This window comes from Methylobacterium sp. Leaf91, assembly GCF_001422815.1.
Taxonomy (GTDB): domain Bacteria; phylum Pseudomonadota; class Alphaproteobacteria; order Rhizobiales; family Beijerinckiaceae; genus Methylobacterium.
Genome location: NZ_LMMP01000003.1, coordinates 16,561 through 38,266 on the forward strand (window position 1 = coordinate 16,561; position 21,706 = coordinate 38,266).

21 protein-coding genes are annotated in these 21,706 nt (G+C 67.4%); 10 read left to right on the forward strand and 11 right to left on the reverse strand.

Translation table 11 applies throughout. The features are described from left to right. The first annotated feature begins 3 nt into the window (after nucleotides 1-3). From fabF to ASF32_RS03615, 6 genes are all read left to right on the forward strand, one after another. Nucleotides 4-1,263, forward strand: a complete 1,260-nt coding sequence (fabF, locus tag ASF32_RS03590; RefSeq protein ID WP_056424431.1) for a beta-ketoacyl-ACP synthase II — start codon at nucleotides 4-6, stop codon at nucleotides 1,261-1,263. 627 nt (nucleotides 1,264-1,890) lie between these two features. Continuing rightward, a complete protein-coding gene (gene mltG, locus ASF32_RS03595; protein WP_056424433.1) occupies nucleotides 1,891-3,267 on the forward strand; it encodes an endolytic transglycosylase MltG in 1,377 nt (458 codons plus the stop codon). Nucleotides 3,268-3,425: 158 nt separating this feature from the next. Next, nucleotides 3,426-4,304, forward strand: a complete 879-nt coding sequence (locus ASF32_RS03600; RefSeq protein ID WP_056423768.1) for a YicC/YloC family endoribonuclease — start codon at nucleotides 3,426-3,428, stop codon at nucleotides 4,302-4,304. 11 nt (nucleotides 4,305-4,315) lie between these two features. Next, complete coding sequence (gene gmk / locus ASF32_RS03605; RefSeq protein ID WP_056423771.1) at nucleotides 4,316-4,969, forward strand: guanylate kinase; 654 nt, start codon at nucleotides 4,316-4,318, stop codon at nucleotides 4,967-4,969. Between the two features lie 13 nt (nucleotides 4,970-4,982). Beyond that, nucleotides 4,983-5,372, forward strand: coding sequence for a glyoxalase superfamily protein (locus ASF32_RS03610; protein ID WP_056423773.1), 390 nt, complete (start codon nucleotides 4,983-4,985; stop codon nucleotides 5,370-5,372). A 143-nt stretch (nucleotides 5,373-5,515) separates the two neighbouring features. Continuing rightward, nucleotides 5,516-6,322 (forward strand): SDR family oxidoreductase, encoded by an 807-nt coding sequence (locus tag ASF32_RS03615; protein ID WP_056423775.1) that lies wholly within the window; start codon nucleotides 5,516-5,518, stop codon nucleotides 6,320-6,322. Between the two features lie 7 nt (nucleotides 6,323-6,329). On the opposite strand, the gene ASF32_RS03620 is transcribed toward ASF32_RS03615, so the two are convergent. From ASF32_RS03620 to ASF32_RS03665, 10 genes are all read right to left on the reverse strand, one after another. Beyond that, nucleotides 6,330-7,406 (reverse strand): lysylphosphatidylglycerol synthase domain-containing protein, encoded by a 1,077-nt coding sequence (locus ASF32_RS03620; protein ID WP_082470517.1) that lies wholly within the window; start codon nucleotides 7,404-7,406, stop codon nucleotides 6,330-6,332. Between the two features lie 144 nt (nucleotides 7,407-7,550). Continuing rightward, entirely contained in the window at nucleotides 7,551-7,850 is a 300-nt protein-coding gene (locus tag ASF32_RS03625; RefSeq protein WP_244478134.1) for a (2Fe-2S) ferredoxin domain-containing protein, read from the reverse strand. A gap of 145 nt (nucleotides 7,851-7,995) precedes the next feature. Further along, the gene (locus tag ASF32_RS03630; protein ID WP_056423778.1) at nucleotides 7,996-9,360 is read right to left on the reverse strand and encodes a sigma-54 dependent transcriptional regulator; all 1,365 of its coding nucleotides are present in this window, start codon (nucleotides 9,358-9,360) and stop codon (nucleotides 7,996-7,998) included. A gap of 52 nt (nucleotides 9,361-9,412) precedes the next feature. Continuing rightward, the gene (fliN, locus tag ASF32_RS03635) at nucleotides 9,413-9,757 is read right to left on the reverse strand and encodes a flagellar motor switch protein FliN (protein ID WP_056423780.1); all 345 of its coding nucleotides are present in this window, start codon (nucleotides 9,755-9,757) and stop codon (nucleotides 9,413-9,415) included. Nucleotides 9,758-9,802: 45 nt separating this feature from the next. Then, complete coding sequence (locus ASF32_RS03640; protein ID WP_056423783.1) at nucleotides 9,803-10,396, reverse strand: FliH/SctL family protein; 594 nt, start codon at nucleotides 10,394-10,396, stop codon at nucleotides 9,803-9,805. After that, on the reverse strand, nucleotides 10,393-11,442 hold the full coding sequence (gene fliG / locus ASF32_RS03645) for a flagellar motor switch protein FliG (protein ID WP_056423785.1): 1,050 nt from the start codon (nucleotides 11,440-11,442) through the stop codon (nucleotides 10,393-10,395). Before fliG ends, ASF32_RS03640 begins: the two co-directional genes overlap by 4 nt. A gap of 55 nt (nucleotides 11,443-11,497) precedes the next feature. Beyond that, a complete protein-coding gene (gene fliF / locus ASF32_RS03650) occupies nucleotides 11,498-13,111 on the reverse strand; it encodes a flagellar basal-body MS-ring/collar protein FliF (RefSeq protein WP_056424440.1) in 1,614 nt (537 codons plus the stop codon). Nucleotides 13,112-13,360: 249 nt separating this feature from the next. Continuing rightward, complete coding sequence (locus ASF32_RS03655; protein ID WP_018044452.1) at nucleotides 13,361-13,636, reverse strand: DUF1153 domain-containing protein; 276 nt, start codon at nucleotides 13,634-13,636, stop codon at nucleotides 13,361-13,363. A gap of 104 nt (nucleotides 13,637-13,740) precedes the next feature. Continuing rightward, the gene (locus tag ASF32_RS03660; protein WP_056423787.1) at nucleotides 13,741-14,421 is read right to left on the reverse strand and encodes a flagellar hook capping FlgD N-terminal domain-containing protein; all 681 of its coding nucleotides are present in this window, start codon (nucleotides 14,419-14,421) and stop codon (nucleotides 13,741-13,743) included. Between the two features lie 10 nt (nucleotides 14,422-14,431). Then, nucleotides 14,432-16,063: a flagellar hook-length control protein FliK gene (locus ASF32_RS03665; protein ID WP_244483589.1), complete on the reverse strand. Its 1,632-nt coding sequence runs from the start codon at nucleotides 16,061-16,063 to the stop codon at nucleotides 14,432-14,434. A 266-nt stretch (nucleotides 16,064-16,329) separates the two neighbouring features. Here ASF32_RS03665 and mnmA point away from each other — a divergent pair, with 266 nt between their 5' ends. The 4 genes from mnmA (at nucleotide 16,330) to ASF32_RS03690 (ending at nucleotide 20,679) form a co-directional block, all read left to right on the forward strand. Continuing rightward, nucleotides 16,330-17,487, forward strand: a complete 1,158-nt coding sequence (gene mnmA, locus ASF32_RS03675; RefSeq protein ID WP_056423793.1) for a tRNA 2-thiouridine(34) synthase MnmA — start codon at nucleotides 16,330-16,332, stop codon at nucleotides 17,485-17,487. A 55-nt stretch (nucleotides 17,488-17,542) separates the two neighbouring features. Beyond that, the gene (locus ASF32_RS03680; RefSeq protein ID WP_056423795.1) at nucleotides 17,543-18,193 is read left to right on the forward strand and encodes a class I SAM-dependent methyltransferase; all 651 of its coding nucleotides are present in this window, start codon (nucleotides 17,543-17,545) and stop codon (nucleotides 18,191-18,193) included. 22 nt (nucleotides 18,194-18,215) lie between these two features. Then, entirely contained in the window at nucleotides 18,216-18,998 is a 783-nt protein-coding gene (locus tag ASF32_RS03685; protein WP_056423796.1) for a VTT domain-containing protein, read from the forward strand. A 217-nt stretch (nucleotides 18,999-19,215) separates the two neighbouring features. Beyond that, nucleotides 19,216-20,679, forward strand: coding sequence for a HAMP domain-containing sensor histidine kinase (locus ASF32_RS03690; RefSeq protein WP_056424442.1), 1,464 nt, complete (start codon nucleotides 19,216-19,218; stop codon nucleotides 20,677-20,679). A gap of 2 nt (nucleotides 20,680-20,681) precedes the next feature. On the opposite strand, the gene bioB is transcribed toward ASF32_RS03690, so the two are convergent. Next, nucleotides 20,682-21,701, reverse strand: coding sequence for a biotin synthase BioB (gene bioB / locus ASF32_RS03695; RefSeq protein ID WP_056423798.1), 1,020 nt, complete (start codon nucleotides 21,699-21,701; stop codon nucleotides 20,682-20,684). Between the last annotated feature and the right edge of the window lie 5 nt (nucleotides 21,702-21,706).

The window sequence follows — 21,706 nt, forward strand, 5'->3', positions numbered from 1 at the left end:
GCGATGCGTCGGGTTGTGGTGACGGGCTTAGGCATGGTGACGCCGCTGGGAAGCGACGTCGAGACCACCTGGAGCCGGTTGATCGCGGGAGATAGCGGAGCGTCGCAGGTGACAGCCTTCGACGTGTCCGATCTCGCCTGCCGCATCGCCTGTTCGGTCCCGTTCGGAGATGGCAGCGACGGCACCTTCAATCCCGACCGGTGGATGGAGGCGAAGGAGCAGCGCAAGGTCGATCCGTTCATCGTCTACGCCATGGCCGCCGCCGGCCAGGCGCTCGACGATGCCGGATGGCATCCGAAGTCCCACGAAGATCAATGCGCCACCGGCGTGATGATCGGCTCCGGCATCGGCGGGATCGGCGGCATCTACGACGCCTCCGTGACCCTGCACGACAAGGGCCCGCGGCGGATCTCGCCGTTCTTCATTCCCGGCCGCATCATCAACCTCGCCTCGGGCCAGGTTTCGATCGCGCACGGGCTCAAGGGGCCGAATCACGCGGTGGTCACCGCATGTTCCACCGGCGCCCATGCTATCGGCGACGCGGCCCGGCTGATTCAGTTCGGCGATGCCGACGTCATGGTGGCGGGTGGTGCCGAATCTCCGGTGAACCGCCTCGCGCTCGCGGGCTTCGCCGCCTGCCGCGCCCTCTCCACAGGTTTCAACGACCAGCCAACCAAGGCTTCGCGCCCCTATGACAAGGACCGCGACGGCTTCGTCATGGGCGAAGGCGCCGGCGTGGTGGTGTTGGAGGAATACGAGCACGCCAAGGCGCGCGGCGCTCGGATCTATGCCGAGGTGGTCGGCTACGGCCTCACGGGCGACGCCTACCACATCACGTCGCCGGCCCCGGACGGCGACGGCGCCTTCCGCTGCATGAGCGCCGCCGTGAAACGCGCCGGCATCTCGGCTGGCGACATCGACTACATCAACGCGCACGGCACCTCGACGCCGATGGGCGACGAGCTCGAACTCAAGGCCGTCGAGCGCCTGCTCGGCGACAACGCGGCCAAGGCCGCCATGTCCTCCACCAAATCGGCGGTGGGGCATCTCTTGGGCGCGGCTGGCGCCATCGAGGCGATCTTCTCGATCCTCACCATCCGCGACGGCGTGATGCCGCCGACGCTGAACCTCGACACACCGTCGGTGGAAACGGCCATCGACCTCGTGCCGCATGAAGCCAAGCGCAAGCAGGTGGATGTCGTGCTGTCGAATTCTTTTGGATTTGGCGGGACGAATGCGTCGCTGGTGATGCGGCGGGTCTGACAGCAGAATGCTGTCACCGGCGAGATGGACGGCGGCCCCAGTAAGGGCCAACGCAGCTTGATCCGAGGGTCCCCAGCCGAAAGTCCTGTTTTCCATCGATAGCGACATTCGTCGGAAACGGACGGCAAAGCCGAAACCAGTCGCCCATAGGCGAAAGTCTACTTCTGCATGGTGGCTTTCTTTATTACGCGCGCTGTAGATCAGCGGTGATGCATCCTCCTCGCTCCACCTGCTCCCTAACCTCGTCATCTTGCTCACGGCGAAGATCCTGATCGCCCCAGCCTCGTATCGCCTGCTCGAGCGGCAGGCGGGGGCCTTCCTCGAACGCCTCGTGAGGTTCACGCCAAAGGGCTGTCGGCAACGGGGGCGGGGCCGTGACGATGGAGCGGTAATACGCCTTTTTGCCACAAAACCGGTTCACTCCGTCTCGTATAACCCGGCCGCCCGGGTGTAGTCAGGTTTGACGCACGGAACCTGTGGCCTCCATCCGGGAGGTCCACCCATGCACCGGCACCTCATTGCCTGAGACTCGTGGCACGCATGGCCCCTGTCGGACATGACAACACGACGACCGCATCGTCGGGCCGAGAAGAGGTTGGCGAGAGGCGAGGCCCGAACAGGATGTCCATGTTCTTCCGCAAGCGCAAAAATCCGGACCCGGCGCCGTTTCCGGTCCCCTCCGAAGAGCCGGCACAGCTGAACCGCGCGTCCCCGCGCAGCCCCAGCGAGGCGATCAAGCCCACGGCCGCGCCGCCCCCGCCGGACCGTCCGGTGCGAGAGCGCGGCGGGTTGCTCAGCACGATCAGCGGCCTGCTCACCGCCGCCGTCATCCTGGCCATCGCGGCGATGATCGGCGTGACGCTGTTCGACCGGCAGATCCGCGAGCCCGGCCCGCTCGCCGCCGACAAGGTCGTGGTCATCCCGCCGCGCAGCGGCACCTCCGAGATCGCCGAGGCTCTGAGCCGGGAGGGCGTCATAAGCCACACCGCCCTGTTCGAATGGGCCTCCCGCTTCTCGGGCAAGGCGCTGAAGGCCGGTGAGTACACGTTCAAGGCTCATGCCAGCATCGGCGACACCATCGAAACCCTATCCACCGGCCGGCAGGTGCAGCACGCCATCACCTTCCCCGAGGGGCTGACCTCCGAACAGATCGTGGTGCGTCTCAACGAGAACGACATCCTCACCGGCGACATTAACGAGATCCCGCCCGAGGGCTCGCTCCTGCCTGACACCTACAAGTTCGAGCGCGGCGCCACCCGTCAGCAGATCGTCAACCTGATGCGCGCCAAGCAGCGCGAGGTGCTCAACCAGATCTGGCTGCGCCGCTCGGCCGAGATCCCGGTGAAGACCCCGGCCGAGATGGTGACCCTGGCCTCCATCGTCGAGAAGGAGACTGGCCGGGCCGACGAGCGCCCCCGCGTCGCAGGGGTGTTCGTGAACCGCCTCAACAAGCGCATGAAGCTGCAATCGGACCCCACCATCGTCTACGGTCTGGTGGGCGGACGCGGCACGCTCGGCCGTGGCATCCAGCGCTCGGAGATCGACCGGGCCACGCCCTACAACACCTACGTCATCGAAGGCCTGCCGCCGGGGCCGATCGCCAATCCGGGCCGCGCCGCGCTCGAGGCCGTCGCCAACCCGTCGCGCACCAAGGACCTCTATTTCGTCGCCGACGGCACCGGCGGCCACGCCTTCGCGGACAGCCTGGAAGGCCATTCGCGCAACGTCGCCCGCTGGCGCCAGGTGGAGCGCGCCCGCAAGGAGGTACCCACTGACGCCGCCCCCGTGGACAAGGCCGATCCTCCGACCGATCCGTCGAGCGTGCCGGGCCGGGCCTCCGCCTATGCACCGGAGGGCACGAACTTCGCCGGTGGCGCCCCCGACCCGTCGGCCCCGCGCCCGAAAGCCTTCGACGCGTCGGAAGGCACCAAGCTCGACCCGCTTCGGAACAAGACCTTCGACCTCAACTCGGCCAAAAGCGTCCCGGCGCTGAAGCCGCAATAGGGCGCTGCCGTCGCTTTCCCCCCGCTTGTGGGGAGGAATAGGAGGTGGGGTTGGTGCCGCTGGCCTCCGCTGCCTGATGGTCGCCCAACCACCCCCACTCTCGATCCCTCCCCGCAAGGGGGAGGGAGGTTCGCACGACCGACTAAAGTTCAGACATCATGATCCTCTCCAGCATGACGGGCTTTGCCAGCACCACCGGCACCACCGGCCCGGTGCAATGGGCCTGGGAGGTCCGCAGCGTGAACGGGCGCGGGCTCGACGTGCGCCTGCGCGTGCCCAACGGCCTGGAGGCGGTGGGCGAGGTTGCCCGTACCGCCCTGCAGAAGACCCTGACGCGGGGCCAGTGCCAGCTCTCGCTCAACCTCACCCGGCCCGAGGCCAAGGCGCGGGTGCGGATCAACGAAACCCTGCTGGCCGAGCTCGCCGCCGCCACGGCACGCGTGCCGCGTCCGGAAGGGCTCGCCCCGGCCTCCCTCGACGGATTGCTCGGCATCCGCGGCGTCATCGAATCCGACGAAGAGCCGGCGGCGGAATCGGACAGCCTCGCCCATGACCTCGCCGAGGGCGTGGTCCGGCTCGTGGCCGACCTCGTGGAAGCGCGCCGCGCCGAGGGGCGCCAGCTGCGCGCCATCATCGAGGGGCAGCTCGTCGCCATGTCCCGCCTCCGCCAGGCCGCCGAGGCCTGCCCCGGCCGCCAGCCCGAGGCGGTGAAGGCGCGCCTGTCCGCGAGCATCGCCGCCTTGATGGAGGCCGGCGGGCTCGATCCCGGCCGTCTGCACCAGGAGGCCGTCCTCATCGCCGCGAAAGCCGACGTGCGCGAAGAACTCGACCGTCTGAGCGCCCATCTCGACAGTGTCGGCGAGTTGCTGGCCAAGGGCGGCGCCATCGGCCGCAAGCTTGATTTCCTGGCCCAGGAGCTCGGCCGCGAGGCGAATACCCTCTGCGCGAAGGCCGGAGACATCGCGTTGTCGCGGATCGGACTCGACTTGAAGGCCGTGGTGGAGCAATTCCGCGAACAGGTTCAGAACGTCGAGTAGGTTTTTCGGACATGCAGGCCACGACGATCGGGCGGCGCGGGTTCATCCTCATCCTGTCCTCGCCTTCGGGAGCGGGGAAGACCACGCTGACCCGCGCGGTCGCCAGCGACCCGAAATGGGGGCTCGATCTCTCGATTTCGGTGACGACGCGACAGCGCCGGCCCTCCGAGATCGACGGCAAGCACTACAATTTCATCGACCGTGAGGCCTTCGACGCCCTGCGCGGCGCCGACAACCTGCTCGAATGGGCCGAGGTCCACGGCAATTTCTACGGCACGCCGCGCCGCCCGGTGGAGAAGGTGCTCGGCGCCGGCCGGGACATGATCTTCGACATCGATTACCAGGGCACGCGGCAGGTGAGGGCGAAGCTCGCGGACGACGTGGTGACGGTGTTCATACTACCGCCGAGCCTCGCCGAGTTGCGACACCGCCTCGAACGCCGAGCCGAGGATTCGCCCGAGACCATCGAGAAGCGCCTCGCCAATTCCCGCGTCGAGATCCAGCGCTGGAACGAGTACGATTACGTCCTCGTCAACGACGACCTGAACGACGCCTTCGCAAAGCTCCAGGGAATCCTCGTCGCCGAGCGCCTCAAGCGCGCCCGCAACACCGGCCTGTCGGATTTCGTCGACGGGCTTCTGGCCGAGCCCGACAGGATCGCCTGAGGAGCCGAGCCCGATGTCGACACCCGACCGGACTATCCGCTTCGACCAGACCTGCCCGATCCTGCGCATCTTCGACGAGGCGAAGGCGCGCGAGTTCTATGTCGACTTCCTCGGCTTCAGCGTCGATTGGGAGCATCGCTTCGGCGCCGACTTTCCGCTCTACGCCCAGGTTTCGCGCGCCGGTCTTATCCTGCATCTGAGCGGCCATCACGGCGATGCGACGCCGGGCTCCACGACCTTCGTGCGGATGGCGGGCATTCACGCCTTCCAGGCGGAACTTGGCGCCCAGAACTATGTGTATGCCAAGCCGTGCATAGAGAGCCTGCCCTGGGGGCTGGTGATGACGGTGACCGACCCTTTCGGCAACACCCTGCGTTTCTGCGAAGATCCTGCGGAGCCGTAGGTCACCGCGGAGGCCGGACACGCGCCCGATCCGTCACAGTCGCGCAGCCCGGAACACCCCCGGCCCGGTCAGGGTTGGCCCGCACATGACCGGCCGGAGAACGTGTCGCCCCGGTCGGACCCACGCGGCCAGCGGAGCGAGCAATGGATTTCGGGATCGAGGGACGGGTCGCCGTCGTCACCGGGGGCGATTCCGGAATCGGCTACGCCACGGCCGAGCTGCTCCTGAAGGAGGGAGCAAAGGTCATCCTCAGCGATAAGGTCGCGGAGGCCTTGGAGAAAGCGGCCACCGCACTGTCCGGCCTCGGTACCATTGTGGCGGTGGTCGCTGATCTGACACAGCGGGCCGATGTCGAAGCGCTGGCGATCAAGGCGCGCGAGGCCTTCGGTGCGGCCCCGACCATCCTGGTGAATGCCGCCGGCATCACCGGGGCTACGGGCGACTTCCTCGACCTGACCGACGAGGATTGGCTGGAGACGATCCAGACCGACCTGATGGCGGCGGTGCGGGTGACACGCGCTTTCATCCCCAGCATGCGCGAGGCCGGGTGGGGGCGGATCGTCCTGTTCGCCTCCGAAGACGCGGTGCAGCCCTATGTCGAGGAACTGCCCTATTGCGCGGCGAAGGCCGGAATCCTCAGCCTCGCCAAGGGTCTCTCCAAGGCCTACGGGCCGGAAGGCGTTCTGGTGAACACCGTCTCCCCTGCCTTCATCGCCACACCGATGACCGACGCTATGATGAAGAAGCGCGCCGAGGAGAAGGGGACCTCCTTCGATGAGGCGATCGCGAGCTTCCTCCACGAGGAGCGCCCCGGCATGGTGGCCAAGCGCCGGGGACGGGCGGAGGAGGTGGCGGCGGCCGTGGCCTTCCTTTGCTCCGAACAGGCGAGCTTCGTCACCGGCGCCAATCTGCGCGTCGATGGCGGATCGGTCGCGACGATCTCGACCTGAAAAGGGTTCAGCCGCGCGGCGGCAGGATCGTGGCGCGGCGGGCCTCGAGGGTCTGCCACAGGATCAGGGAGGGCAGGCCGAGCACCACGTCCGGCACGCGCTTGGCAAGCGACAGGGCGATGGCGGTGCCGGGGTCGATGCCGAACAGGCCGCCAACCAGAACGAACCCGCCTTCCTGAACCCCTAATCCGCTGGGCACCGGGAAGGCCGCCGATTTAATGGCCTGGCTCAAGGCCTCGATGATGATGACTTCGGCGAGGCCCACGCCCCCCACGCCCATACACGTCAGCGCGATCCAGATCTCAGTGGCACCGAGCATCCAGGCGAGGAGGTGCAGGACGACGCCTTGGAGTAGCAGGGGCCAGCGCTTCGGGGCCCAGACCGTGTCGAGAGCGCCATGCACGCCCGCATCGGCAGGCGCCGAGCCGGGGACGGCCTCCTCTTGGTCGCGCAGGAAGCGACGGGCGAGCTCGGCGATGCGGCGCTCGACACCCCGGATGAGCGGACTGCGCTGAAAGACGAAGAAGGCTGTGAGCACGATGGCGGTGACGCCGAGCGCCCGCAGGGCCCAAGCCGCGAGGGACGCGGCGGACTCGCCTTCCATCTGCATCAGTAGCGCGACGCCGATGAGCACGAAGAGGGCCTGCGTGCCGACTTGGATCAGCATGTCCACCAGGATCGAGGCCGCGGCGAGTTTGCCCGGGACCCCCCAGAAGGTGAGGAGGCGCCCGCCGACGACGTCACCGCCGACGGAGGCCACCGGAAGGAGCACGTTGATCCCGTCCCGCACGAAACGGAGGATGAGGAACGCTCCCGCCTCGGCGGTGGCAGCGAGCCGGTGCAGCACCCGCTCCCAGGCAAGACCGCAGAGCGACAGGATGACGACGCGCATCAGCACGATGCCGGCGAGCCCAACGATCCCGATCCGCCCGAAGGCATCCGTCACCGAGGCGATATCGTGGGTCGCCACCAGCCAGATCGCCAGGACGAGGCCGAGTACCGTCCCCAGGACGGGCAGGTATCGCAGGACGTGCCTCACGGCGCCCGTACGGGCGGGAGGAGGCGCCACGACCCGGCGCGTCACCGGTACAACTCTGTGGAATGGACGAGCGCCAAGGGCGACGATCCTCTTCTGCTCGGCGGGCACCGCATCCGGCGCAAAGTCTGCCACCCAAATTGATCCCGGATCCGCCCTAAAGCGGCATTGGGGCCGAAATCGGAGATCGCTTCATTCGGACCGGCGGGCGGGCGGATAGACCGTATCGAGGGCCTGCTCGGCATTACCCTCGGGATCAATCAGCACGATGCGGTTGCGCGAGAGGCTGAAGGAGGTCGCCACCGCCACGAACCGCTTCGGGCAGGGGCCGAGGCAGCCCGTGGACACCACGCGGGTCATCCCGCCGAGGCCGCGCCTTTTCGCCTCCCGCTTGAGCCGCCCCCGGATCTCGTCCTTCTTCAGGCCGACGCGCTTGGTGCATTTCGCGCAGACCAGGACAATGTCGGAATAACCCGACTTCGCCGTCCGCACGGTTGTGTCCTTGTCGTGCTTTGCCAAATCCGGGTGCCCGTTCCACATCCGGCGCGCCGAGGGGAGTGGGCGCCGCCGCCGCCACACCTAACCATGGGGGGGAGGGGCGGCAACGGGGCGTGTCGCCTCGCCGGCTCCGCGCCGTTCAGCCGTAGGCCGCCACGGCCCGGACACTGCCGGGCTCGGCGACGCTGATGCCGGCATCGACATATTCATTGAGTTTGTTGCGCAGGGTGCGGATCGAGATGCCGAGAATCTTGGCGGCATGGGTACGGTTGCCGAGGCAATGGTCGAGCGTGTCGAGGATCAGCTCGCATTCCACCTGAGCCACCGTCCGCCCCACGAGGCCACGGGTGGCGGCCTCGGCGACCTGGGCGGCGCGTTCCACCGGCCCGGCAGAACGGGCGAAGGATTCGCCCTCCGGGGTGGAGATCGCGTCGGCGTCGATCTCTGGGCCCGTCGCCAGCAGGACCGCCCTGTGGAGGGTGTTCTCGAGTTCGCGCACGTTCCCGCGCCACGGATTCTCACGAATGATCGCCTGCGCCTCGCGGCTCAGGACACGGACCGGCACGCCGTTCACCTCGGCGTATTTCTTGGCGAAGTGGGAGGCCAGCTCGAGGATGTCGGCCGGGCGCTCGCGCAGCGGCGGCAGGCGCAGGTGCACGACGTTGAGGCGGTAGAACAGATCCTCGCGGAACGTGCCCTTGCGGACCTCGTCGATGAGGTTGCGGTTGGAGGTGGCGAGCACCCGGATATCGACCTTCACGGGGGCCGTGCCGCCGACCCGATCGATCACTCGCTCCTGCAGCGCGCGCAGCAGTTTCGATTGCAGGCGGACATCCATCTCGGAGATTTCGTCGAGCAGCAGCGTGCCGCCATTGGCTTCCTCGAACCGGCCGATCCGGCGGGCGACGGCGCCGGTGAAGGCGCCCTTCTCGTGGCCGAACAGTTCGGATTCGAGCAGAGCTTCCGGGATCGCGGCGCAGTTGACCGAGACGAAGGGCCGGCTCGAACGGGTCGACTTCATATGGACGTGCCGGGCGAGCACCTCCTTACCGGTGCCGCTCTCGCCGGTGATCAGCACCGAGGCTTCCGACCGTGCGACCTGCTCGGCGAGCTTCACCACCCGCTCCATGGAGGCGTCACGCCAGACGAAAGCGCGTCCGTCCTCGGAGACCGCCTGCAACACGGCGGCGATCAATTCCGGATCGGGCGGCAGGGGAATGTATTCGCGGGCACCCGCCTGGATCGCGGCCACGGCCGCCTTGGCATCGGTGGCGACGCCGCAGGCGACCACCGGGGTGCGGATGCGCTCGTCGGCGAGCGCGGTCACGAGTTCGCGGATCGGCTGGCCCACATCGATCATGACGAGGTCGGCGCCCTTGGCGCGCAGCACGGCGAGACCCTGCGCCACCCCGTCCGCATGGGTCACGGCCGCGCCGCGACTCATGGCGATCTTCGAGGCGGTGACGAGTTCGCCGCTCAAGCGTCCGATGATGAGGAGCCGCATGGTCTAGTATCCTGTGTCGGTGGAGCCTCGCGCAGCAGCGCGGCGGGCGGGATCAGTGGTCGCTCTTGATGATCTCGGTCATCGTCACGCCGAGGCGCTCCTCCACGAGGACGACCTCTCCGCGCGCGACGAGGCGGTTGTTGACGAAGATGTCGATGGCCTCGCCGACCTTGCGGTCGAGTTCCAGCACCGCGCCGGGCTGCAGTCGCAGCAGGTCGCCGATGGGCATGCGGGACGACCCCAGCACGGCCGAGACCATGACCGGGACATCGAAGACCTGTTCGAGATCGGCAGCGCTCTTCGGGGTGGTGGGCGCCTCACGAATCGATTCGGAGCCGAGCCCGTCGAAGGACGCGTCGCCGCCATTGAGAAGCGGCAGGCTGAAATCGTCGGCCATCAGGATCTTTCAAAGTCGCGCGTTACAGGGGGGGTCGTCGACGGATCAGGATTCGAGAGGATGGCCGATGGCTTCGAGCACGGCGGCCTCGATACGGGCACGGTCACGCACCACCCCGCCATCGGCCCATTCCATGCGGGCATCGCCGGGGGCGAGGTCGGGCTCCCCGAGGACGATCAGACGCCCTTCGAAGCCGCGCTCGCGGGCGAGGCTCTTCACCAGCGCTTCGACTTCGTCCACCAGCCTGTCGTTCACGCGCACGACGAGATGCGGCACGCCGCGCAGGTGCTGCAGGGCGGCCCGCGCCGCGTCGCCGATCGCCGCCAGCGGATGGGCATCGAGGGCATCGCCCGCGATGCGGCGCGCCAGGGATACGGCGAAGGCCATGGCCTCCTCCTCGCGGGCCGCGTCCCGCGAATCCGCCTGGCCGATGAGGCCGGCGGCGGCGAGGCCGACGCGGGTGAGGGCATCCGCCATGCGAGCCTGGGCCTGGGCCTCGGCCTGGGCGCGCCCTTCCTGGACACCCCTCGCATGGGCCTGCGCCACGGCCTCGGCCAGGGCCGCCGCCTCCTTCGGCGAGACGGTCGCGCCCTCGCGCGGCCGGAAATCGGTGTCGAACAGGAACCGGCGGGCGTTCAATAGACCAGCTCCTCTTCGCCACTGGACTTGGCGATCATGATCTCACCCTTCTCGGCCAGTTCCTTGGCGAGCTCGGTCATCTTGGCTTGCGCCTCATCGACGTCCTTGAGCCGAATCGGCCCCAGCGAGCCCATCTCGTCGTTGATGTTCTTGGCCGCGCGGGTTGACATGTTCTTGAGGAAGAAGTTGCGCACGCGCTCGTCGGCGCCCTTGAGCGCGCGGCACAGGGTATCGGTGTCGACCTTGCGCAACAGCGTCTGCACGCTGCCCGCATCGAGCTTCAGCAGATCCTCGAAGGTGAACATGAGCTGGCGGATCTTCTTGGCCGAGCCGCGATTGGCCTGGTCCAGGGCCGCGAGGAACCGGCCCTCGGTCTGGCGATCGAAGGCGTTGAACACGTCCGCCATCAATTCATGGGCGTCCCGCCGCGTGGTCTGCGCGATGGTCGAGACGAACTCGACGCGCAACGTCTCCTCGATATGGCGCAGGGCTTCCTTCTGCACGGTCTCCATCCGCAGCATGCGGTTGAGGACGTCGATGGCGAAATCCTCGGGCAGGATCGTCAGGACCTTGGCGGCGTAATCCGGCCGCACCTTCGACAGCACGACGGACACCGTCTGCGGGTATTCGTTGCGCAGGAACGAGGCGAGGATCTCGGGGTCGATCTGCGTCAGGCTCGCCCAGACCCGCTTGCCCGAAGCGCCCTTGATCTCCGCCATGATCGCCGAGACCTGCTCGGTGGGAAAAATCTTGAGAAGCAGCGATTCGGTGCGCTCGTAGTTCGAGGTGATGCCGCCGCCCGAGGAGAGCCGCGAGACGAAATCCACGATCAGCCTCTCGACGGTCTCCGCCTCCAATGATCCGAGCTGGACCATGGCGTGCGAGACCATCTTGACCTCTTCCTCGTCGAGCATCTGCCAGATCGGCGCGCCCTCCGTCTCGCCGAGGAGCAGGAGGAGCGCAGCCGCGCGCTGGGCGCCGGTCATGGCGTTCAAGCCCGCCTTGCCGAGTTCCTGATCCGGGATGACGCTCAACCCCGAGGACATGCCTCACTCCTCTTCACCGTTGTGGCTGCCGTTTCGAAGACCATCGCCCACCCGCTCAACTGTCGTGGATCCAGTTGCGCAGGACCTCTACCGTCTCGCTCGGACTGCCGCGGACCATGTCCACCACCCGTTGGACGGTCTCCGCCTGGACCTTGCCGTTCAGCTGCGCGAAGTCGACGAGGCGGGCGGTGGGGTTGTCGCGTGCCACCAGGACCTGGTCGGGGCCCGGCTCGCCGCCGGCCAGTGCCGGACCCGCCATCAGGATGGCCTGGGCGGGCTCCGAGGCGAGGACGCGGCGTAGAAGGGGACGGACCACGGCCATGAGGACGATCACGGTCAGGATCAGAAGCACGGAGAGTTCGACCATCCGCATGACGTCTTCCTTGGACGGCGCCAGGAACGACTGGATCAGCGACGGCTCGGTGAACTCGACGGGAGCGGGCGTCTCGGCGAAACGCAGGTTGACCACTTCGACCTGATCGCCACGATCCTTGTCGTACCCGATGGCGGTGCGGACCAGGGTGGCGATCCGCTCGATGTCGTTGGCGGGGCGCGGCTGATAGACGGGCCGGCCATCGGCCCCCGGCACGTAGGCGCCGTCGACGAGGACCGCCACGGACAGGCGCTTCAGACGTCCGCCTTCCTCGACGACCGTCTTGGTGACGCGGGAGATCTCGTAATTCGTGGTCTCCTCGTCCTTCTTCGTGGAATCCTTCGAGTTGGGATTCGGTGTCGGCTGGTTGGCGCCCGGCAATTCGTTGCCGACCGTCACGGCGCCCTCTGTCCCCCCGGTGAGCGCGCTTTCGCTGCGGGTCTGGGTCGAACGGATGACTTTGCTCTCTGGATCGAAGGTCTCCGAACGGCTCTCTATGCGGTTCCGGTCGAGCTCCGCGGTGACCTGCACCCGCGAGCGACCCGTGCCGACAATACCGGCCACTATCTCTTCGATCTGGGACCGCAGACGGCGCTCGAGGCCGACCTGCTTCTCCTCCATGCCGGCGCCGGTCTCGGCCTCAGCACCCCGTGCCCCGTCCGCCAGCAGGCGGCCGCGCTCGTCGACGATGGAGATCCGCTCGGGCTTCAGGCCTTCCACCGCCGAGGCGGCGAGGTGACGGATGGCGCGGACCTGGGACGGGTCCATGTCGCCGACGAGCTTGAGCACGATGGCGGCGCTCGGCAATTCGCGGTCGCGCTCGAACAGGCGGCGCTCCGGTATGACGAGGTGCACGCGCGCCGCCTGGACCCGGCCGATGGCCCGGATCGAGCGTGCGAGCTCGCCCTCGAGCGCGCGCAAATGATTGACGTTCTGAACGAAATTGGTCGACGAGAACGCATCGCCCTTGTCGAAGATCTCGTAGCCGACGCCGGAGGCGCTGGGCAGACCCTTGCCGGCAAGGTCCATCCGCAGGCGCGGCAGGTCGGCCCGAGGCGCCATGATGGTCTGGCCGGCATCGCCCCGTGTTTCGTATTTGATGCCGCGCGCATCGAGGTCGCGGATCACGGCGCCCGAATCCTGCATCGACAGGTCGGCGAAGAGGACACCCATATCGGGCTTCGAGACGCGCAGGATGACGAAGGCGAAGAAGCCGATCAACGTCAGCGTCACGGCCGCCATGGCCGCGAGCCGTGCCGGTCCCAACTTCGTCACCAGTTCGAGAACCGACTTCACGACGCGACGTACCCACCCGAACCGGAGCGACGGAAGGGCCGCGCTCACTCGGCAAAATTTGCCCAGGCCGTGGTTAGCGTTCGGTTAACGATTGTCTTAACGAATGAAAAAAGGGTGTGGCTCGGTCCTGCCGCGGCGGTCCCTGTAACGAAAGAACCGCGCCCTTGAGGGGGCGCGGTTCTTTCGTGGATCGACGGTGGTCCGAGGCATTGTCTCGGCATCCGGAGCGGACGCCGAACTCCATTGACCTCAGTGGCGGTAATGCTGGATGCGGGTTGTACGCAATCCGGCGAGACCGTGCTGGTCGATGGAGAACTGCCAGCTCAGGAATTCCTCGGTGGTGAGGGTATAGCGCTGGCAGGCTTCCTCGAGACTGAGAAGTCCGCCACGTACGGCTGCGACGACTTCCGCCTTCCGGCGGATAACCCACCGTCTGGTCGTGGTCGGCGGAAGATCGGCAATGGTCAACGGACTGCCATCTGGCCCGATGACGTATTTGACTCTCGGGCGGCTTGGTTCGGTCATGATACGCTCTACAACTCGACTGACCTGTCGAGCCAGGAAGGTACTTGCGCCCGCTTAAGATATGTTGAAGCGGATCGATTGCATCTGATTCGTTTTTTCCACGATCATGTGGACAACCCGGCTCCGATGTTCTGAACGCTCGATATCGGCAGCCGCGAATTGCCAATCAGCAGCACCGGTTCTGTACCGCTGAGATCGACGCCATCGACTTTTCCGGCAACCTGCGTATCGACGCTAACCTGTGCACCAGTGGCGTCGAAGGCATCGATCTTGATCGAGTAGCTGCCGTTTGCGGAGGTGAAACCCGAGGTGGATCGACCGTCCCAGGCGAAAGTCTGCGCACCCGCGGTCAGCGCCTTCGACTGTGTCGCCACCACGTTGCCCTTGGCATCGCTGATCGTCATCGTCGCCTGTTTGGCGGCCCGCGCCGGGGTCAGCGTCCAGACCGCCGAACCATCCTTCAGGTTGGCGACCCGCCCGTCCGCCGTCACGCTCTGACCGATGAAACCGGTCGCTGCGGCGGCGCTGGACGCCTTCGCATTGTTGAGGATCGAGTCCAACCGGTCGTTCGACTTCAGCTGTTGCTCGACGCCGGCATATTGCACGAGCTGCTGCGTGAACTGGTTGGTGTCCAGCGGGTCCATCGGATTCTGGTTCTTCAGCTGTGTCGTCAGCAGGGTCAGGAACTGCTGGAAATTACCGGCGATCTCCTGCGAAGCGCCGGTGGCGGTATTCGGGTTCGTGATGGAGGAGCTGCTCGAAGCTCCGGTGATGCCCGATGTCATGGCAGTGTCCTCAGATTCGGATGTCGAGACCGCCGAGACCGCGCAGCATTCGCAGCGGCACGGCGTCGTTGGGAAGGCGTTGTTCTTTCAGGTCGGAGCCGCCGTTGCCGGAACGGCCGTCACGGCTGCCCCCGCCATCCCGCTCGGCGCCGTTGCCCCCGGTGGAGCCGGTGTCGCTGCGCAAGGACAGATTGATGCCGACCTCACCCGCGTCGAAACCCGCCTGTGACAGGGCCTGTTGCAGGTTGCCGACATCGCGTTGCAGCAGGGCCAGGGTCTCCGGCCGATCGACCGTGAGATGCGCAGTGACCGTGCCGTTGTCCTTGTCGATATCGAGATTCACGTCGATCCGTCCGAGATCCTTGGGATCGAGGCTGATTTCGAAACGGTTGGACCCGGCCAACGACCGCAGCCCGATGGTCATCGCCACCGCGCCGAGGGGCACCGGCACAGCCTGGGCCTGGGGGAGGATGCCGGCGGGATCGAGCGCGGCCGCGGGAAGCGGGGCCGCCGGCGCAGGGCCGAACGGCGAGGCTGGGGCGGAAGCGAGATCACCGGAGGCCATTGCCGAACCGGAAGCGAACTCATCGAAAGCCTTGACCGATATGGTCTCGCGCTCGGAAGAAGCCGAGCGGTCGGTTCCGAGTGCGGGGAGGGCGGCAAGGCGACCATCGGGGGCTCTCGCAGCACCGATGCCGTGTGAAACGATTTCGCCAGTGTTCGGAGGGGGCGCGGCACCGGCCTGTGTCGCCATCGCGGGGGCGTTCGCCGCGGGCGGAGGCGCGACGGATTCGGGCGGAGCGAAGGCGAGAGTCATCATGCCGGTCGCATTGGGCACCATACCGTCCGCTGGGACCGCCACGTCCTCGCTCGGCTCATCCGCCGTCGTGACCGGGTTGGCCTCCGCAGGCTCAGAGACGATGGCCTGAACCGGAGCGGTCGCGGCCGCCTGTACCATTGTCGAGGGAGGCAAGGTCGAGGAAGGTAAGGCACTTCCGGTCTGAACCCGGGAGGCGGACAGACGACCGTTTCCCGCAATGGGCAGCAAGGCTTGACCCGGCGGAGCGTCCGGGACCTGCCCCTGACGAGCCTGCACGGGCGAAGGTTCGGCGCCGTCGATGATCGGCAAGCCTGCCTTGCCACCTTGCTGCGGCATTTGAGCTGGCTTGGCGACAACATTGGTCTGCTGCTCGCTCAGCCACGGGAAACCGCCAAGGCCGGCCTCGCTCGGCGGCGTCGCCGGATCCTCGTCCTCTCGGGCTCGCGGCAGTCCTGTCTCGGCCGCATCCGCCATCTGTCCTGCGGCACTGTCTGTTGAAGGCTGTGACGACGGGATCGTAGCCTTTGCCAACCGGACCAGATCCGAGATCGGCAAGGCGGATTGCGCGATCGCCGAACCCAGCGACGCCGTAGCGACAGGTTTGGCTGCAGCGACAGGTTTGGCTGCTGCACCGTCTCGGATCGCCGCCTTCGGCTCTGCCGCTCCGCTTGAGACCGGTATCGCGCCCGAGCTTGGCCCTTCGACCGGGATGCTGAAACGTTCGAGGCCATCGGAAGCGGCCGAAAGAGGCATGGCGGGACGCGCGGCGACCGCGCTCGCCAACCGCACGCCCTTTTCTCCGCTGATCGACGTGGTGGCCATGGGGCGTCATCTCCTCGCCCCCACCGCGCAAACTTCGAGCCACGGCCCACACGCCGCAACCCGTTGATTTAACAGCAACATTTTTCCAAGCCTTTTGAATCTTACCGACGCGACCCGGCGAAATCGTCCCCGTCCCGGCAGGATTTGCCGGGTTCAGTGCTCCGGTATGCGAGCCCCGCCTCGCGCGTGCCTGGAAGTTCGACCTCAGGATCGCTATAGACTTCGCATATGCGGGCGCTGCGGCCTGCCGGCGAACCCGTGACGTGATGAACTCCCTCGACCTCCCCAAGGCCCCGCACGAGACACGTGTCGTCGTCGCCATGTCCGGCGGCGTGGATTCCTCCGTGGTGGCAGGCCTGCTCAGCCAACAGGGCTACGATGTCGTTGGGATCACGCTGCAGCTCTACGACCATGGGGCGGCGGTCCATCGCAAGGGTGCCTGCTGCGCGGGCCAGGACATCCACGATGCGCGCCGGGTCGCCGAGACGCTCGGCATCCCGCACTACGTCCTCGATTACGAGGACCGCTTCCGGGAATCGGTGATCGACCGTTTCGCCGAGAGCTATCTGGCCGGCGAGACGCCGATCCCCTGCGTCGAGTGCAACCGCTCGATCAAGTTCCGCGATCTTCTGGCCACCGCCCGCGACCTCGATGCCGACGTGCTGGCGACCGGCCATTACGTGGCCAGTCGCCCCCTCGAAGCCGGCGGGCGCGGCCTCTACCGCGCCCTGGATCCGGCCCGCGACCAGAGCTACTTCCTTTACGCCACCACAGCCGAGCAGCTCGATTTCCTACGTTTCCCCCTGGGCGAAATGCCGAAGGACGAGACCCGTCGCCTCGCCCGTGAACTCGGCCTCGCCATTGCCGAGAAGGCCGACAGCCAGGACATCTGCTTCGTGCCCCAGGGGCGCTACGCCGACGTCATCGCCAAGCTGCGGCCGGATGCGGCGCGCGCCGGCGACATCGTCGATCTCGAAGGCCGCGTGCTCGGCCAGCATGAGGGCATCATCCATTACACGATCGGGCAGCGGAAGGGCCTTCGCCTCGCCGTCGGAGAGCCGCTCTACGTGATCCGCCTGGAGCCGGGTTCCGCCCGCGTGGTGGTGGGTCCGCGTTCCGCCCTGGCCACCAGCCGCATCCGGCTCGACGACTTGAACTGGCTCGGCGGCATGCCCCCTGGCGGGGTCGTCGACATGCCTGTGGCCGTGCGGGTCCGCTCGACCCGGGAGCCACGCGCCGCGCATCTGACGGTCGATCGGGACGGGGCAGCCGCCGAGGTCGTTCTGGCCACACCGGAAGACGGCGTCTCTCCGGGCCAGGCCTGCGTCATTTATGCCGATGACGGCCCACGCTCGCGTGTGCTCGGCGGCGGCACCATTCGTCGCATCGACGCGTTGGCAGCCGGAGCGGCGCAAGCCGCCTGACGCCGACCCGCAGACCCGAGCCAAAACCTTCCCATCCGCAGGATCTAGAGACGATATGCTGAGCGAGCCGCAGGCCGGTCCGAGCACGGCCCTGATGCGCAAGGCCTATGCCCGTTGGGCACCGGTCTACGACGTCGTCTACGACAAGCTGACCGAGCCTGCCGCGCGCGATGCGGTGACGGCCGCCACCGCCTGCGGGCCGCGCATCCTGGAGGCCGGCGTCGGCACCGGCTTGTCCCTTGGCTATTATCCGCCGGGCAGTTTCGTCTGCGGCGTCGATCTCTCCGAAGACATGCTGAAGCGCGCCCGCGCCAAGGTACTCCGCCGCCGGCTCACCCATGTCCGCGGTCTTCAAGTGATGGATGTGTGCCGTCTCGGCTATGCCGATGCCAGCTTCGATGCCGTGGTCGCGCAGTTCCTGATCACCCTGGTGCCCGACCCGGAGGCCGCCTTGTCGGAATTCCTCCGGGTGGTGCGGCCGGGCGGAGAGATCGTGCTCGCCAACCATTTCGGCCAGACCAAGGGGGCCGTGGCCAAGGTCGAGGAAATCGTGGCGCCGCTCTGCACCAAGATCGGCTGGTCCTCGGCGTTCAAATCGACCCGGATCGAGGCCTGGGCTCAGCGGAACGGCGTCGAGTTCATCGGCGTCTCACCGACCTTTCCCGGTGGATTCTTCAAGATCCTGAGGATGCGGAAGGCCGGCTGATCCGGCGCGGCGAAGCGGGGACATGACACGCAACTCGAGCGGCGCGCTCCGACGCGCCATGCGGTGGCTGCCCGTCCTCGCCCTGGTGGCCCTGTCGCTGGGTGTGCTCGTCTCCGGAGCGCCGCATCTCTTCAGCCTGGACCGCCTGCTGTCCTATCGCGCAGCGCTCATGGAGGCGGTGGCCGAGGACCGGTTGCGGTCCATCGGGATCGCCTGCCTCGTCTATATCGGCTGCGTGATCGTGTCCGTGCCCGCCTCGCTGGTGCTGACCATCCTGTCGGGCTTTCTGTTCGGGACGACTACCGGGGCGGGGATCGCTCTCGTCTCGGCGACGACCGGGGCGGCCATCGTCTTCTCCATCGGCCGTGGTCCGATGTCCGAGTTTCTCGTCACCCGCGCCGGACCGCGCCTCGGACGTCTGGCCGCCGGATTTCGCGACGACGCGTTCGGCTACATCCTCGTCCTGCGGCTCCTGCCGATCTTTCCGTTCTGGATGACCAACCTCGCCCCGGCGGCCTTCGGCGTATCCCTGCGCACCTTCGTGCTCGCCACGTTTCTTGGCCTGGCCCCCGGCGCCTTCGTCTATGCGGCGGCCGGAGCGGCGATCGAGGACGTCATCGCGGCCAACGAAGCCGCCAAAGCGGCCTGCCTGGAGAGCGGCGCCGTCGCGTGCGACGAGGCCCTGTCCCTGCGGTCGCTGGTCACCGTCAAGACAGCCGCGGGCCTCGGCGGGATCGCCGCCTTCGCGCTCCTCTCCATCGCGTTGAGACGCCGCTTCGCCCGCAGACGCGCGGGTCCGTCCTAGCCCCTCACGCCAGATCCCCATTGCGGGGGTACTCGACGGGGCCGCGCGCGAAGCGTAACCGTCATGCAAACAACAAGATCGACATGTGTCGTTCGACGCCGAGGGAACGGAATACCGGTGCTGGCCCGGTGCCGCGCCAGAGCAACCGGGACGAGCAAAGAAACCCGGGAGCAGGGATGATCGGGACCCCGTGATGGACGCGACGCCACGCGCCGACATGGAAACACCTGTCCCCGTCGCAGCGGAGGCTCGGGCGGGGATCGGCCGACATCTCGGCCTGTCGGGCCGGCTGTTCCTCGTGACCATCGCCTTCGTCGCCCTCGTCGAAATCCTAATCTACGTGCCCACCGTCGCGAATTACCGGCGCATGTGGCTGTCGGACCGGATCGCCGCCGCGCAGATCGCCGCTCTCGTCCTCGATGCCTCGCCGGATCAGCATGTCTCGGATGAACTGGCCCGGCATCTTCTGAAGGGTGTCGGTGCCAGTGCCATCGCGGTTCGTGGCGACGGGACACGCCGCCTGCTCGCGGTGGACGCCGTGCCGTCGGAGGTCACCGGCCATGTCGACCTGCGCTCGCATGACTGGATCACCTCCATCGGGGGGGCATGGCGGACCGTCTTCTCCGAGAATCAGGGTCCGATCCGGGTCATTGGCCATGGGCGGGACGGATTCGACCTCGTGGAGATCCTGCTCGACGAAGCGCCCCTGCGCGAGGCGCTGATCGACTTCGCCGATCGCCTGCTGCTCTCGTCGCTGGCGATCGCCGCCACGGTGGCCGGCCTCGTCTTCCTGATGCTGCAGCGGATCATCGTTCGCCCGGTTCGGCGCCTCGCCCGCAACATCACGGAATTCGCGGACGATCCCCAGGGGAGCGACCGCATCATCACGCCCTCGCGCAGGACCGACGAGATCGGCCACGCTGAGGTGGCCCTGGCCCGCATGGAGACGGCGCTCGCGGGCGAGCTACGCCAGAAGCGCCGCCTCGCCGAGCTTGGCCTGTCGGTGAGCAAGATCAACCACGAGCTGCGCAACCTCCTCACCACCGCCCAGCTGCTCGGAGACCGTCTTGAGACGGTGTCCGACCCGGCGGTGGAGCGTATCGCCCCCCGCCTCCTCGCCACGCTCGGCCGGGCGATCCGTTTCTGCGAGGAGACCTTGGCCTATGGTCGGGCGACCGAGGCAATGCCGCAGCGGCGCACAATCCAGCTCGCACCGCTGCTGGCCGAACTGTCCGATCTGGCGAGGCTCGACGACGCGTCACGCGTGACGATCCGCGTCGTATGCGAGCCGGATATCGAGGTGGAGATCGATCCGGACCAGTTCTCGCGGGCGCTCACCAACATCGTGCGCAACGCCGTGCAGGCCATGGGCGCCGAGAAAGCCGGAGCTCCTGATCCGGTCATCGAGATCGAGGCCAGCCGCCACGGTAAGCCGGGTTCGGGAAACCTGACCGTCGTCGTCTCGGATAACGGACCCGGGCTTCCCGAACGGGCGCGGGCTAACCTGTTCGCGCCCTTCGAAGGGTCGATGCGCGCGGGGGGGACGGGGCTCGGCCTGCCGATCGCCGCCGAGTTGATCCAGCTTCAGGGCGGACGTCTCACCCTCGATCAGACGCAGCAGGAGGGCGAGGGCGCCCGCTTCCGGATCGTGATCCCGGACCGCGCGCCGACTTCGCTCTGAGCTTATTCCGCCGCCGCCAGGGTAAGGCCCGGCACGGTGATGCCGATGTCGCGAAGCAGTTCCGCATCGGCGTCGGTCTCGTTATTGGCCGTGGTGAGGAGACGCTCGCCGTAGAAGATCGAGTTCGCGCCGGCGAGGAAGCACAGGATCTGCGCTTCGCGGGTGAGCCCCTTGCGGCCGGCGCTGAGACGCACACGCGCCTTCGGCATCACGATACGGGCGGTGGCGCACATCCGGACGAGATCGAGCGGGTCCACGGGCGGACGGTCCTCGAGAGGTGTCCCCTCGACGGCCACCAGGGCGTTGATCGGAACGCTCTCGGGATGGGGAGCGTGGTTGGCGAGCACCTGGAGCATCGCAGCACGGTCCTTCACGCCCTCGCCCATGCCGACGATGCCGCCGCAGCAAACGCCGATCCCGGCATCGCGCACGTTCTGAAGGGTGTTGAGGCGATCCTCGTAGGTACGCGTCGAGATGATGTCGCCGTAGAAATCCGGGCCGGTATCGAGGTTGTGGTTGTAGGAGGTCAGCCCGGCCTCGGCGAGGCGGCCCGCCTGGGACGGGGTGAGCATGCCGAGCGTGACGCAGGCTTCCATTCCAAGGCCGCGGACACCGCGCACCATGGAGAGGACCGCATCGAATTCCGGCCCGTCCTTGGGCTGGCGCCAGGCGGCACCCATGCAGAAACGATGGGCGCCGGCGGCTTTCGCGGCGGCGGCCTCCTTCAGCACCTTGTCCACCGCCATCAGGCGCTCACGCGGCAGGCCGGTGCCCTTGTGATGCGCCGATTGCGGACAATAGGCGCAATCCTCCGGACAGGCGCCGGTCTTGATCGACAGCAGGGCGGCGCGCTGGATATCGGCCGGGTCGTTGTGCGCGCGGTGGACTTGTGCCGCCCGGAACACGAGGTCGAGGAGCGGCAGGTCGTGGATCGTCTGGATCTCCGCCACGGTCCAATCGTGCCGGATCGCAGGGATCTCGGTGGCGGGGAAGGGGGCGAGGGGGGCCACGGTGTCAGTCATGGCCC